Below are 14,837 nucleotides of genomic sequence, written 5' to 3' on the forward strand. Positions count from 1 at the left end.
GGGGCGCGACGTCACCCCATGCCCGCCATGGTGTTCGGGGGGTCGCGGGGTATGCTGCCGGAAATGCCGCAGAAGGGCCGCGCCATGACCGACAGCCAGTTCACCCCCATCCCGCAGATGCAGGCCGAGGTCGCGCGGCTGCGCGCCGCCTTCGACAGCGGCCGGACCCGCCCCCTCGAATGGCGGCGCGCGCAGCTGCAGGCGATCCTGCGCCTGTTGAAGGAACGCGAGGGCGACATCATTGCGGCCATCCATGCCGATCTGCGCAAGGGGCGGCTCGAATCCTGGATGGCCGAGATCGCGCTGATCCGCACCGAGGCGAAGCACGCGCTGCGCCATCTGAAATCCTGGACCGCAAGGCGGCGCGTGCGCACGCCCATCGCGGCCCAGCCGGGGCGGTCCTGGGTTCAGCCCGAACCCCTGGGGGTGGTGCTGTGCATCGCCTCGTGGAATTTCCCGTGGCAGCAGACCCTGCAGCCCATGGTGGGGGCGCTGGCGGCGGGGAACTGCGTGCTGGTCAAGCCGTCCGAGCTGTCCTCGCATTGCGCCGCTGCCATCGCGCGGCTGTTGCCGGAATATCTGGACCCCGAGGCGGTCGCCGTCGTGCAGGGCGGCCCCGAGGAGACGGGCGCACTGCTGGAATGCCGCTTCGATCACATCCTCTATACCGGGGGCGCGTCGGTGGGGCGCATCGTGATGCGGGCGGCGGCGCAGCACCTGACGCCCGTCACCCTTGAGATGGGCGGCAAATGCCCCGTGATCGTGGACCGCACCGCCGATATCGCCCTGGCCGCGCGGCGCATCGTCTGGGCCAAGGGACAGAATGCCGGTCAGATCTGCATCAATGCCGATTACGTCCTGGTCCATCGCGACCGCGCCGCTGCCCTGACCGGGGCGCTGGCGGCCGAGTTCCGGCGCGCCTATGGCGCCGATCCGCAGATGTCGAAGGATTACGGGCGCATCGTGAACGAACGCCATTTCGACCGTCTTCAGGCGCTGCTGTCGCAGGGCCGGATCGTCCAGGGCGGGCGCACGGATCGCGGCGATCTGTATATCGAGCCGACCATCGTCGCGGATGTGCCCGGGGACGCGCCCCTGATGCAGGACGAGATCTTCGGCCCGATCCTGCCCATCGTGGAATGGCAGGACGAGGACGATCTTGCGATGCAGCTCAAGGCGCATGGCAAGCCGCTGGCGCTCTATGTCTTCTCGCGGGATCAGGGGTTCCAGGACCGGGCGCTGGACCGTTTCCCGGCAGGCATGGTGGCGATCAACGACCTGATGATGTTCGCCATCGTGCCCGGACTGCCCTTCGGCGGGGTGGGGGGCAGCGGAATGGGGGCCTATGGCGGGCAGCAGGGGTTCCGCTGCTTCTCGCATATGAAGCCGGTGCTGCGACGCGGATCGCGCATGGACATCGCGGCCCGCTATGCGCCCTATTCGGGCCTGAAGGAACGCATCATGCGGCTTGCACTGCGCTGAGGGCCGCCCCCTCGCGGTCCAGTTCGGCCAGCAGTTCGCGCCCCTCCTCGGTCCATGCCGGGGCGGGCAGATGCTCCAGCCGCTGCAATGTCCGGCGCAGCGAGGCCTGCCCCAGGATCGCGGCCGAACCCGCCAGCTTGTGCGCGGTTTCGCGATCCGCGGTTTCCAGCCCGGGCGCATCCTTCAGCCCCGCGACAAGGCCCGCCAGTTCCCCCTGCAGATCGCGGATATGCCCCGCGAAGGCGTCGCGACCGAAGCGGGCGATGAAATCGGCGGCGGTATCCTCCTCGGCCGGGGCGGGTTCGGCCGGGCTGATTTTTTCGGCAAGGCGGGCAAGGTTGATGGGCTTGGTCAACATGTCGTCGAACACCGCAAGGATCCGGTCGCGATCCTCCTGGCCCGCATGGGCGGTGATTGCGATGGCGCGTGCGCCCGACGCCTGCACGTTCAGCGCACGGATGCCCGCCAGCGTCTCCAGCCCGTCCTTGCCCGGCATGCTGATGTCCAGAAGCAGCAGATCGAACCGGCTGCCCGCCGCAAGGGCGATCCCCGTATCGCCGTTCTCGGCGCTTTCATGGGTGCAGCCCAACTCGTCCAGCATATGTTCCAGGATCATTCGGTTGACGGCGTTGTCCTCGACGATCAGCACATGCAGGCCGCCTTCGATATCGGGCAGGGGCGCGGGCTTGGCGCGCGCGCGGACGGGGGCCACGCGGGGCAGGGGCGCGCGGATGGTGAACATCGTGCCCTCGCCCTCGATGCTGTCCACCGTGATGGTGCCGCCCATGTTCTGGACCAGCTTGCGCGTGATCGCGAGGCCCAAGCCCGTGCCCGGATTCTCGCGCGCGTAATCCGTGTCGATGGTCATGAACTCGTCGAAGATATGGGGCAGCTCCTCCTCGGGGATCCCCAGGCCGGTATCGGCGACGCGGAACTCGACCATGGCGCCGTCGTCCACGCGTTCGACCTCGACCGAGACCGAGCCGCCGCGCGTGAACTTGATCGCGTTGCCCACCAGGTTCACCAGGCATTGCTGGATCGCGCGCTTGTCGCCGCGCACGCTGCCGGTTTCCTGCCCCAGATAGGCCGTGTCCAGATCGTTGCCCCGTTCCAGTGCCGCCGGACGCAGGCTGTCCATCAGCCCCTCGATCAGTTCCTGCAGATCGAACTCCTCCTCTCGGCGTTCGGCCCGGTCGGCATCCAGCCGCGACAGGTCCAGCACCTTGTTCACATGCGACAGCAGCAATTCGCCCGAGGTGCCGATCGCGGCCAGCATGCGCTGCTGGCGCGGGGTCAGTTCCTCGGACCGGATCAGTTCGAGCGACCCCAGGATGCCGTTCAGGGGGGTGCGCATCTCGTGGCTCATGACGGTCAGCAGCTTGGTCTTGGCCTTTTCGCCCGCACGGGCGCGGTCGCGGGCATCGCGCAGGTCCTGTTCGGCGGCCAGTTCGGCGCGGATGTCGCGGGCGAAGGCCACGAAGACCTCCTGCCGGTTCGACAGCGCCGCCGAGACCGAGATCTCGGCCGGGAACACCTCGCCCGACCGGTGCATCAGGCGGATGCGCTGCCGGCCCTTGCCGACCAGCTGGGATTCGCCCGTCTTGCGGTAATGTTCCAGCCTCTCGATATAGTCCTGCCGTTCGTCATGGGGAATGGTCAGGTCCACGATGCGCTTGCCGATCACCTCGCTGCGGGAATAGCCGAAGATCGTCTCGGATGCGCCGTTGAACTCGATGATGCAGCCGCGCGTGTCGATGACGAAGACCGCGTCCAGCGACGAGCTGATGGCCGCCTCGAAGCGGCTGCGCACGGTCTCGTTCTCGAAGGCGATGCGGGTGGCGCGACGATGGACGCGCTGCAGCACCGCAAGAGAGATGATCAGCCCCGCGATCAGCACGAGCGCGGTCGCGGCAAGTTGGCGCAGGGTTCCCATGATCTCGACCCTGCGCTGATCGGCCGATTGCGCGAACAGCGGGATGCCCGCAAGCGCCAGCTGCCGGACCTCGGGGGCCAGGCTCTCGGCCCGGTCGATCAGATCCGGGACGGCCGCGATCAGGTCGGCGTCGTTCCCGTCGATCAGCGGCACCGAGCTGTCGAGGAAGTCCTGCACCGTTTCGAGCGATGCCGCGACCTTCGGTTCTGCCCGAAAGCGCACGAAGCGGCTGCTGGTGGCAAGGGTGTTGACCCGTCCGAAGAAGACGTCGAAGCGGCGGCGCAGGTCGGAGGGATCGTCCAGATCCTCCTCGTCCACGTCATGCATGGCCAGGATCATGCGGAACAGTTCGACCTCGGTCTGGGACAGGGTCCAGCGCACATCGTCGAGCGGCGCGGTGGACAGCCGGTCCAGGCCCTGCAGAACCTCGCGTGACAGAAGGACGGTCTGCGCAAGGCAGGCCACGAGGGCCGCGATCCAGAGGAAACCCGTCCATTGCTGCCGGAGAAGGCCCTGTCGCTTGCTGTCCTGGGTCATGCGTCCTCTGCCGTCGGGTCGGGTTGCAGGGGCATAATGGCGATCCGCCGAACATAGCGCGAGGGGGAAACGGCCATATCCGACGGACAACCCCAGTTTGCGTCGTTGGGGTGACAGTTCAACTGCGCATCGGTATAACCATATCACCGAAGGATCAGGTCCGCGCGCAAAAGGCTGTCTATTGACAGGCGAATGCGATGGGCGGAAGGTTTGCGGCAATCACAGGCGCGGCCTTCGGGGCGGGGCCGCACATGCGAATGGACGGGCGAAAAGTTGCAGAAAATCATCACAGTCATCCGGGCCGCAAGGCATCTTCGCGCAGCATTCCGGGGTCGGAACTGATGCGCGTCCTGCTGGCCGACGATCACGAGATGGTTCGCGACACCATCGCCGCCTATCTGCGCAGCGAAGGGCAGGCGGTCGTCACCTGCGTACCAGATTTCACCGCCGCCGCGCGCGCCATCGGGGCCGATCAGCCCTATGATCTGATCCTGCTGGACTTCACCATGCCGGGAATGAACGGGCTGGACGGGCTGAAGCGCGCGATCGAGCTGTCGGGCGACACGCCCGTCGCGCTGATCAGCGGCACCGCGCCCACCCGCATCGCGATGGAGGCCGTGGAGATGGGCGCCGCGGGCTTCATCCCCAAGACGCTCGGGGCCAAGTCGCTGGTGAATGCCGTGCGCTTCATGATCATGGGCGAGACCTTCGTGCCCGCCTCGGCCCTGGCCGAGGGCGAGGAGGAGAACGAGACCGAGTTCGTCCGCCAGCTGAGCCAGCGCGAACGCGAGGTGCTGTTGGGTCTGTGCCTCGGCAAGGCAAACAAGGAGATCGCGCGCGAGCTGGACCTGCAGGAGGTCACCGTCAAGCTGCATGTCCGCACGCTCTGCCGCAAGATCGGCGCCAAGAACCGCACGCAGGCCGCCGTCATCGCCAAGGAGGCGGGCTTCGCCTGATCGCGGCCCCGGCTGCCGTCACTCCTGTTTGCGCAGCGCCGCCTCCTGGTCGCGCAGCGTCGGGCGGGCCCATGCGCCATCGGCGCCTTCGTGATGGGCGCCGCGTCCGCGCGAACGCAGCTCCTCGGTCTGTTCGTCCATCAACGCCCGCGCGCGATCGCGATAGGGGGCGTTGCGATGGTTCGGCACCTCGGGGTCATAGAGATCGGCCAGTTCGCGCATCGACCTGCGGTTCTGGTTGACGAAGGTCCGCGCCGTGCGTTCCGCCTCGAACGGGTGCATTCCCAGGGCTTCGAGGGTGGATCGGCCCGCACGCACCGCGCTGTCGAACGTGTCGCGGATGATGTCGCGGCAGCCCGCGCCCCATAATTCGTAGACATGGCTGCGGTCCAGCGCACGGGCGACCACATGGATATGGGGATGATGCTTGACGACATGGCGCACCATTTCCGTCGCGCGGTTGCGGTCGTCGATGGCCACGACCAGCAGGCGCGCATTCTCGATCCCCGCCGCGTGGAGCAGGTCGGGCCGGGTCGCATCGCCATAGAAGGCGCGCACCCCGAAGGCCCGCAGCGCCTCGAGCTGGTTCGAGGAATGGTCCAGCACCGTCGTTTCATGCCCCGAGCTGAGCAGCATCCGGTTCACCACGCCGCCGAAGCGCCCATGGCCCGCGATGATGACGTGCCCCGGCTGGTCGATATCGTCCGCCGCGCGGGGTTCGGCCGCGTGATATCGCGGCAGCACGACACGGTCATAGAGGATGAACAGCCCCGGTGTCAGCATCATCGACAGCGTGACGATCAGCGTCAGGCGCGGCGCGATGTCGTCGGGCAGGATCGCCCCGGCGGTCGCGAAGCTGATCAGCACGAAGCCGAACTCGCCCGCCTGCGCCAGCGACATGCCGAACAGCCAGCCCTGTTCGTCGCGCACCCCGAAGACCCATGCCAGGAACAGCAGCACCCCGGCCTTCAGCGCGATCACCCCCAGGGTCAGCGCGGCGATGGTCAGCGGTTGCGCCGCCAGCAGGCCGAAATCGATGCCCGCCCCGACGGTCATGAAGAACAGCCCCAGCAGCAGGCCGCGGAACGGGTCGATATCGCTTTCCAGCTCGTGCCGGTATTCGCTGTTGGCCAGCACCACGCCCGCAAGGAAGGTGCCGAGGGCGGGCGACAGCCCCACCAGCGTCATCAGCAAGGCGATGCCGATGACGAAGGCCAGGGCGGCGGCGATGAACACCTCTCGCAGGTTGGCATGGGCGATGAAGCGGAAGGCCGGGCGCGTCAGGTACATCCCGCCCGCCACGACCATGCCGATGGCCGCCAGTGTCGCAAGCCCGGTCTGCCAACCGTTCAGCCCGTCGACCAGCGACAGCGACGCATGGGCATCGCCGCCCTCATGGGTGACATGCTGCGTGGCCAGCAGCGGCAGCAGCGCCAGCATGGGGATGACCGCGATGTCCTGGAACAGCAGGACCGAGAAGCCTGCCTGCCCGCCATCGCTCTTCATCAACCCCTTCTCGTTCAACGTCTGCAGCACGATCGCGGTGGATGACAGCGCGAAGATCAGCCCGATCGCCAGCGCGACCTGCCAGATCGACCCCAGGGCATAGGCCGCCGCCGCGATCAGCGCCGTGGTCAGCCCGACCTGCAGGCCGCCCAGTCCCAGCAGCCGCATCCGCATCGCCCAGAGCAGCTTCGGCTCCAGCTCCAACCCGACGAGGAACAGCATCATCACCACGCCGAATTCGGCGAAATGCTGCACCTGGATCACGTCCACGCCCAGAAGCGTCAGCACCGGGCTGAGCACGATCCCCGCGATCAGATAGCCCAGCACCGATCCCAGCCCCAGCCGCGACGCGATGGGCACCGAGATGACCCCGGCCAGCAGGAACAGAAAGGCGGGCAGCAGGAATTCGGTCATGCGGTCAACCCTTTCTCAGGGGCAGTGTATCATGGAACAGCGCATCCGCCGCGGTCGCGCGATCCATGTCCAGGTTCTCGTCGCGCAGGCCCGCCAGCAGGGTCGCGAAGCCCCGCGCGTGATCGGCGGGATCGCCATGCAGCGCGTCGTGGCGGACATAGGGGGCGGCAAAGCGCATCCCGGCCAGCCGTGCCGTCTGTTCGAACGGGGTCAGGAAGGTCCGCAGGGGAAAGTTCTGATATCCCTCGGGGCCGAAAGCCTCGGCCGGGGCCGAGGTCGACACGGCCAGCAGCATCGTCCGCCCCGCCAGCCGGTCGCCGCCCACCCCGTAGGCGAAGCCGCGCGACAGGACCAGGTCGATCCATTCCTTCATCAGCGCGGGACAGGAATACCAGAAGATCGGGAACTGCATGACCAGCACGTCATGCGCCTCCAGCCGGTCCTGCTGGGCCTTCACGTCGATCTCGTATCGCGGGTTCTCGGCATAGAGATCGACGCTGGTGACATCGCGCACCCGGCGCGCCGCGCCCCACATGGCCGCGTTGATCCGCGACGATGCCAGCCCGGGATGGGCGAAGATGTGCAGGATGCGGGCCATGGGCGTCCTTTCGGGCAGGGTCCTGCCCTGAATGCGCCAGCGGTCGCATCCTGTCCAGACCGCGAAAGATTTCGGATTGCCCGAACGATATGCCCGGATGCACAGTTCACTTATGTCAAGGGAACCGCCGGCGCAGGTCGCGGTTTCCCTGCAGGCCGCTGCGGCGAGGGGGATTTTCATGCAGGCGTTGCGTTTCGTTTCAACGATTTGCCGGACAGGTGCGGATTGAGCCCGCGTTGGGGGGCGCGTGCCGATGACGGCGCGTGGCGGTTCGGTCTGTGGGCACCCGACGCGGGGCAGGTGGACCTGATGCTGGAAGGTCGGCCCCTGCCCATGCAGGCGGCGGAAGGGGGCTGGTGGCAGCTGCGGACGGATGCGCCCGAGGGGGCGGAATACAGGTTCCGACTGAACGGCACGACCTATCCCGACCCGGCATCGCGGCTGCAGGCGGGGGATGTGCACGGGCCTTCGCGGCTGATGGCGTCGAAGCCCGCACCGCGCGGTCCCGTGCGCGACTGGGCGGCTTCGGTCATCTACGAGATGCATGTCGGCACCTTCACCCCCGAGGGCACGCTTGCGGCCGCGGCCGGACGGATGGCGCATCTGGCCGATCTGGGCTTTACCGCGATCGAGCTGATGCCCCTTGGACAATGGTCGGGGGACAGGGGCTGGGGCTATGACGGGGTGCTGCCCTTCGCGCCGCACCCGGCTTACGGCACGCCCGACGACCTGCGCGATCTGGTGATCGCGGCGCATGATGCGGGCATGACCGTGATCCTCGATCTGGTGATGAACCATTTCGGCCCCGAGGGGGCCTATCTTCACGCGACATCGCCGGCCTTCTTCGATGCCGGGCGGATGACCCCCTGGGGCGCGGCCATCGATTTCGCCCAGCCTGCGGTGCGTGAATTCTGGATCGACTGTGCCTGCCACTGGGTGTCCGAATACGCCATCGACGGGTTGCGACTGGATGCAGTGCACCAGATCGCCGGGCCGGGCGCGCGCGATTTCATGCGCGACCTGTCCGCCGAACTGCACCGGATCGCGCCCGTCCACCTAATCACCGAGGATGAACGCAACGAGCCCGACCTGCGCGAGAATTGCGGCTATGACGCCAGCTGGAACGACGACTTCCATCATGCCGTCCATGTGGCCCTGACGGCCGAGGATCACGCCTATTACACGCCCTTCGCGGTCGATCCGGTGGGCGATCTGGCCCTGGCGCTGAAACGCGGTCATGTCGAGGAAGGCCAGCCGCGCCCCCCGCGCGACGGCCTGCGCGGCGCATCCTGCGGGCATCTGCCGGTGACGGGCTTCGTCAATTCCGTCCAGACGCATGACCAGGTGGGCAACCGCGCCTTCGGCGACAGGCTGCTGGCCATCGCGGACCCGGCGGGCGTGGCCGTGGCCTATGCCCTGCTGCTGACCGCGCCCTACATCCCCATGGTCTTCATGGGCGAGGAACGCGGCGCGACCTCGCCCTTCCTGTTCTTCGCCGATTTCACCGGCGATCTGGCGCAGGCCGTCCGCAAGGGCCGCGCGGCCGAGTTCCCCGAGGTTGCAAGCCATGGCGACACGGTCCCCGATCCGCTGTCGCCCCGGACCTTCGCGCAATCGAAGCTGGACTGGACCGACGGTCCGAAGGCCCGCGAATGGCAGGACCTGACCCGCCGCGCATTGCGGTTCCGCCGCGATCACGTCCTGCCGTTGATCCAGTCGGGTCGCCTGTCCGCCGATGTCGCGCGGACGGGCGATCGCGCCCTGCTGGCCGATTGGCGCTTTGCCGCGGGTCGCCTGCGGATCGCCCTGACGATGGGACAGGCCGGGGGCGATCCGCTGCCCGGCGCGCAATTCGGCCTCGGCCACATCGGCCGGGATGCCTTCGCCATTTCCGCAAAGGTGGACCCAGCATGACGATCCCCAATTCGACCTATCGCCTGCAACTGCGCAACGGGGTGGATTTCGCCACGGCGCAGGGGCTGCTGCCCTATCTGCGGGACATGGCCATATCGCATCTGTACCTGTCGCCGATCTTCGCCGCCCAGCCCGGATCGACGCATGGCTACGACGTGACCGACCCCACCGCGATCGAGGCCGAACTGGGCGGCCGCGACGGGTTCGAGGCGCTGGCCCATGCCGCTCGCGATGCGGGCATCGGCATCATCATCGACATCGTGCCGAACCACACCGCGTTTTCCCCGCATAATCCCTGGCTCCATGACGTGCTGCGCCATGGGCGGAACAGCACCTATGCCTCGGCCTTCGACATCGATTGGGATGCGGGGCCGCTGGTGCTGCCCTTCCTGCCCGATCCGTTCGAGATCGTGATGGAGCGGGGCGATTTCGCGGTCGAGGGCGACGAATGGGTAATGGGCGATCTGCGCCTGCCCCTGGCGCCGGGCCCGCGGGCCTCGAACCTGCGCGACGTCCATGCCACCCAGAACTGGCGGTTGGTGCATTACGAACGCGAACGCGACAGCATCACGCATCGCCGCTTCTTCAACGTGACCGGCCTCATCGGCATGCGGGTCGAGCGTCAGGACGTGTTCGACCTGACCCATTCGCTGATCCTGGATCTGGTGCGGCAGGGGCTGGTGCAGGGCCTGCGTGTCGATCACATCGACGGGCTGGTCGATCCGGCGGGGTATCTGGACCGCCTGCATGCCGCAGCGCCCGATACGCCGATCTGGGTCGAAAAGATCCTTGTCGGCGACGAGGTGCTGCCCCCCGAATGGCCCGTCGCGGGCACGACCGGATACGAGGCCGCGCGCCTTTACGCCCGCGCGCTGACCGACGCGCGGGGGCTGCACGATCTGGACCGGCTGTGGCGCGACGCCAGCGATATCGACGAGGGGTTCCCCGATGCGCTGCGTGCGGCCAAGCACGACATCCTGGACAATGAACTTGCCGCCGAACGTCGCCAGCTGATCGCCCTTGCGCGCGATGCCCTGTCGGCCCGTCCCGAAGGCACTCCCGGCCCCGAATGGCTGCGCGAGGCGGTGACCGCGCTGCTGGTCGCGATGCCACGCTATCGCAGCTATGTCGCGCCGGGCGGGGTGGGGGATGCCGATCGCGATCTGCTGCGGCAGGTTGCGGACCACGCGGCACGGGGTCTGCGTTCGCGCACGGTGATCGACGCGCTGACCGATGCGCTGATGACGCCCTGCGCCTTCACGCAGCGGTTCCAGCAGGTGTCGGGCGCGCTTCTGGCCAAGGCGCAGGAGGATACGGCAGGCTTCCGCTGGACCCGCTATCTTGCCGCCAACGAGGTCGGTGCCGAGCCCGACGAGGCGACGATCACCGACGACCGGGCCACGGCCTTCCTGCGTGCGCGGGCCTCGTCCGAGATGAACCTGACCTCGACCCACGATACCAAGCGGTCCGAGGATTCGCGGATGCGGCTGGTCGCGATCAGCCATCTGCCGCAGGAGTTCATGCAGCTCTATCGTGCGGCGGCGGCGCTGCCGCAGGCGGTGGACGTGCCGGGGCGGCGCATCTGGTACGGCGTGCAATCCGCGCTGGCGATCCACGGTGCGCCCGATGCCGATGCCCGGCTGTGCGCGCATCTGGAAAAGGCCATGCGAGAGGCCAAGCTGCGCAGCTTCTGGACCAATCCCGACGAGCTGGCCGAAGGGCAGGCCAAGGCGCTGACCTCGGCGGTGCTGGACAGCTGGCGCGACGCGCCGCCCGCGCTGGAACAGCTGCTGGCGCGCGCCGATGCGCTGGTTCTGATGCAGCTGCTGATGAAAATGCTGACGCCGGGCTTTCCCGACATCTATCGCGGGACCGAAAGCCAGCTTCTGGCGCTGACCGATCCCGACAACCGCCATCCCGTCGATTGGGACGCCCTGCGCGGGGCCACCGATACCAAGGCCCGCTGGACGCGCGATCTGCTGCATCTGCGCCGCGACCGGGCGGCCTTCCTGAAGGACGCGGATGTGCGGCTGGAACGCGACGAGAACGGCATGCGCATGATCCGCAGCCTGGACGGCCGGACGCTGACCGCCTGCATGGCGCGGGAAATGCCCGCGGGCGATGCGATCCTGTCCTGGCAGGGGCAGAATGGCGATGTGATCGCCCTGATCGAAGGCAGTGCCGCGACCGGCTGATTGATAAACAGCAACACGCGGAACGCAGACGCCTTCCGCGTGTTTTCTGCCTGTCCGGCAATTCCGACCGCCGGACGCTGCTTTTACCTCGATACTCATCCAGACAAGGATCATCGCCGTGTCGATCACGCACCGCATCCCGGCTGCGACCGGATATTCCGTGGCCACCATCCTGCTGGCAGGTGGCAAGGGCACACGCCTTGCCGATCTGACCGCGTCCGAGGCCAAGCCCGCGGTGCATTTCGCCGGGCGCAACCGCATCGTCGATTTCACCATGGCGAACTGCGTCCGCTCGGGGCTGGACCGGATGATCGTGGCCACGCAATTCGCCCCTCGCACGCTGCACGACCACCTGCCCGCGCGTTGGGGTGGCCATTTCCGCGATGGCGGACTGGTGCTGGCCGACGGGCAGGGCGCCTATGAGGGGACCGCGGATGCGGTGCGCAGGAACTGGGACGCGGTCGAGGCTTCGGGCGCAAGCCATGTGCTGGTCCTTGCGGCGGATCATGTCTATCAGATGGATTACCGCCCCATGATCGAGGCGCATGTCCGTTCGGGCGCTGCCGTGACGCTGGCCGCCGATGTGGTCGATCAGGCGCAGGCCTCGGGTTTCGGGGTCATGCATGTGAACCGCGAGGGGCGCATCGTCTCGTTCCTGGAAAAGCCCGCGAACCCGCCCTCGATCCCGGATGAACCCGGGCGTTCGCTGGTGTCCATGGGCATCTACGTCTTCGATACCGCCTGGCTGCGTCAGGCGATGATGGATGGCGACGGGATGGATTTCGGCCATGACGTGGTGCCGCTGGCGGTGCAGGCGGGGGATGCCATGTCCTATCGTCTGCCTGCGGGTGCGGCGGGGCACAGCTACTGGCGCGATGTCGGCACGCTGCAGGCCCTGCGCCATGCGCAGATGGATTTCCTGCGCGATGCGCCTGCGCAGCTGCCCTTCCCCTCGGCCGTGTCGGATTGGTATCTGGGGCATGGCAGCATCGCCATGCCGGGGGCGACCGTATCGCCCCGGGCGCGGTTGGTACGGTGCATCGTGGCGCCGGGCTGCCACATTCCCGCCGATCTGGTCGTGGGCGAGGATCCACCCGAGGATGCCCGCTGGTTCCGGCAGGGCGGCGACACGCTGCTGATCACGCCTGCCATGCTGCGCCGTCGCGACGCGTTGCGCCCGCGCCCCACCCATGTCGCAGCCGGGATCAGGCGGCATGCGTGACATGATCGGCAAACCCGCATTCGACAGGACCGTCCTGCGCCCCGATCTGCTGGGCGCGCAATATCTGGGCGACGGCACGAATTTCGCGCTGTTTTCGGAAAATGCCAGCGCGGTCGAGCTGTGCCTGTTCGACGAGACCGGCACCGAGGAACGCCACCGGCTGATGCTGCCCGAAATGGAGGGCGGCATCTGGCACGGCTTCCTCCCGGGCGTCGGGCCGGGGCAGGTCTATGGATACCGGGTCCACGGCCCCTATGCCCCCGAACAGGGGCACCGCTTCAACCCGAACAAGCTGCTGCTGGACCCCTATGCGCAGGAACTTCGGGGCCAGATCCGGTGGGACGATGCCCTGCACGGGTACCGCATAGGCGAGGACGACCTGACCTTCGACGAACGCGACAGCGCGCCCTTCATGGTCAAGGGTGTGGTCGCGGATACCGATTTCGACTGGGAAAGCGAACGCGCGATCCGCACCCACTGGAAGGACACCGTCATCTACGAGGCCCATGTGAAGGGCCTGACCCAGATGCATCCCGGCGTTCCCGAGAAGCTGCGCGGCACCTTCGCGGGGCTGTCCTCGCACGCGGTGATCGAGCACCTGCACCGCATCGGCGTCACCGCGATCGAGCTGCTGCCGGTCCATGCCTTCGCCAATGAACGCTATCTGACCGAGAAGGGGCTGTCGAACTACTGGGGCTACAGCACGCTGTCCTTCTTCGCGCCGCATTCGCCCTATCTGAAATCGGGACAGATCCGGGAAATGAAGGAGGCGATCCGCCGCTTCCACAAGGCGGGGATCGAGGTGATCCTGGACGTGGTCTACAACCACAGCTGCGAAGGAAACGAGCGCGGTCAGACCCTGTCCTTCCGCGGGATCGACAATGCCAGCTACTATCTTCTGTCGCCCGAGGCACCGCGCCACAGCTTCGACACCACCGGCACGGGAAACACGCTGAATGTCGCGCATCCGATGGTGCTGCGCATGGTCATGGACAGCCTGCGCTACTGGGTCGAAGCGATGCATGTGGACGGCTTCCGCTTCGATCTGGCCTCGACCCTGGGCCGCGAGGCCGAAGGGTTCGAACGCCACGGGTCGTTCTTCAACGCGCTGCGCCAGGATCCGGTGCTGTCCGGCGTCAAGCTGATCGCCGAACCCTGGGACGTGGGCGAGGGGGGCTATCAGGTCGGCGGCTATCCCTGGCCTTTCCGCGAATGGAACGACAAGTTCCGCGACGACACGCGCGCCTTCTGGCGGCGCGATCCGGGGCTGGTGCCCGCCATGGCCGAACGTCTGTCGGGATCGCCCGTCCAGTTCGATCACAGCCATCGTCCGGCCACCAGCAGCGTCAATTTCGTGGCGGCCCATGACGGCTTCACCCTGTGGGACACGGTATCCTACAACGACAAGCATAATGACGCGAATGGCGAGGACGGTCAGGACGGGCATGATCACAACCTGTCCGACAACATGGGGATCGAAGGTCCGACGGACGATCCGCAGGTCGATCAGTCCCGCAGCCGCCGCGCCCGCGCGATCCTTGCCAGCGTGATGCTGTCCCAGGGCGTACCCATGCTGCTGGCCGGGGACGAGATGGGCAATTCGCAGGATGGCAACAACAACGCCTATTGCCAGGACAACCCGATCTCGTGGCTGGACTGGGCGAATGCGCGCGACGATCTGACCGACGCGGTCGCGGCCTTCGCGGCCTTCCGGCGCGAAGCCGACCTGTCGCGGCCGCGCTTCGCAGTGGCGGATGCCGATCTGCAGGATGCCCGCCCGGTGGTCGAATGGCTGCATCCGGCAGGCCGCCCGATGCAGGACGACGACTGGAACGACGAGAACATGAACGTCACGGCCATGCTGCGGCGAAACCCGAATGGCGATCAGGTGTTGATCATACTGAATGCCGGCGACGATGGGGAATTCACCCTTCCCGACGGCAAATGGACCTTGTGCCTGGACAGCGCGGCAACGCCCGTCCGGTGCGACCAGGATGTCAGGGGCAGCGTGGCGCTGCCGTGGCAATCGGTGCTTGCCCTGCGCTGCACAGCAGAGCCGGGCGGCGAAACAGCCATCTGA

At 67.3% G+C, this 14,837-nt stretch carries 9 protein-coding genes; 6 read left to right on the forward strand and 3 right to left on the reverse strand.

The genetic code is table 11. The features are described 5' to 3' along the window. Positions 1-84: 84 nt before the first annotated feature. Positions 85-1,482, forward strand: a complete 1,398-nt coding sequence (locus tag KO490_RS00230) for an aldehyde dehydrogenase family protein (protein ID WP_216017387.1) — start codon at positions 85-87, stop codon at positions 1,480-1,482. On the opposite strand, the gene KO490_RS00235 is transcribed toward KO490_RS00230, so the two are convergent. Beyond that, positions 1,460-3,952, reverse strand: coding sequence for an ATP-binding protein (locus tag KO490_RS00235; RefSeq protein ID WP_216017388.1), 2,493 nt, complete (start codon positions 3,950-3,952; stop codon positions 1,460-1,462). The genes KO490_RS00230 and KO490_RS00235 overlap by 23 nt on opposite strands. A gap of 341 nt (positions 3,953-4,293) precedes the next feature. Between KO490_RS00235 and KO490_RS00240 the strand changes: the two genes are divergently transcribed. Next, a complete protein-coding gene (locus KO490_RS00240) occupies positions 4,294-4,908 on the forward strand; it encodes a response regulator transcription factor (RefSeq protein ID WP_216017389.1) in 615 nt (204 codons plus the stop codon). 18 nt (positions 4,909-4,926) lie between these two features. On the opposite strand, the gene KO490_RS00245 is transcribed toward KO490_RS00240, so the two are convergent. Both KO490_RS00245 and KO490_RS00250 read right to left on the reverse strand, forming a co-directional pair. Further along, on the reverse strand, positions 4,927-6,828 hold the full coding sequence (locus KO490_RS00245) for a monovalent cation:proton antiporter-2 (CPA2) family protein (protein ID WP_216017390.1): 1,902 nt from the start codon (positions 6,826-6,828) through the stop codon (positions 4,927-4,929). A 4-nt stretch (positions 6,829-6,832) separates the two neighbouring features. Next, entirely contained in the window at positions 6,833-7,426 is a 594-nt protein-coding gene (locus KO490_RS00250; protein ID WP_216017391.1) for an NAD(P)H-dependent oxidoreductase, read from the reverse strand. A 225-nt stretch (positions 7,427-7,651) separates the two neighbouring features. Here KO490_RS00250 and treZ point away from each other — a divergent pair, with 225 nt between their 5' ends. The 4 genes from treZ (at position 7,652) to glgX (ending at position 14,837) form a co-directional block, all read left to right on the forward strand. Continuing rightward, positions 7,652-9,340: a malto-oligosyltrehalose trehalohydrolase gene (gene treZ, locus KO490_RS00255; RefSeq protein ID WP_252726915.1), complete on the forward strand. Its 1,689-nt coding sequence runs from the start codon at positions 7,652-7,654 to the stop codon at positions 9,338-9,340. Beyond that, positions 9,337-11,535 (forward strand): malto-oligosyltrehalose synthase, encoded by a 2,199-nt coding sequence (gene treY, locus KO490_RS00260; RefSeq protein WP_216017393.1) that lies wholly within the window; start codon positions 9,337-9,339, stop codon positions 11,533-11,535. The genes treZ and treY overlap by 4 nt, the downstream gene beginning before the upstream one ends. A gap of 118 nt (positions 11,536-11,653) precedes the next feature. Next, positions 11,654-12,757 (forward strand): sugar phosphate nucleotidyltransferase, encoded by a 1,104-nt coding sequence (locus KO490_RS00265; protein ID WP_303463069.1) that lies wholly within the window; start codon positions 11,654-11,656, stop codon positions 12,755-12,757. Continuing rightward, complete coding sequence (gene glgX / locus KO490_RS00270) at positions 12,750-14,837, forward strand: glycogen debranching protein GlgX (RefSeq protein WP_216017394.1); 2,088 nt, start codon at positions 12,750-12,752, stop codon at positions 14,835-14,837. The genes KO490_RS00265 and glgX overlap by 8 nt, the downstream gene beginning before the upstream one ends.

The organism is Paracoccus sp. C2R09 (assembly GCF_018860625.1).
Lineage (GTDB): Bacteria > Pseudomonadota > Alphaproteobacteria > Rhodobacterales > Rhodobacteraceae > Paracoccus.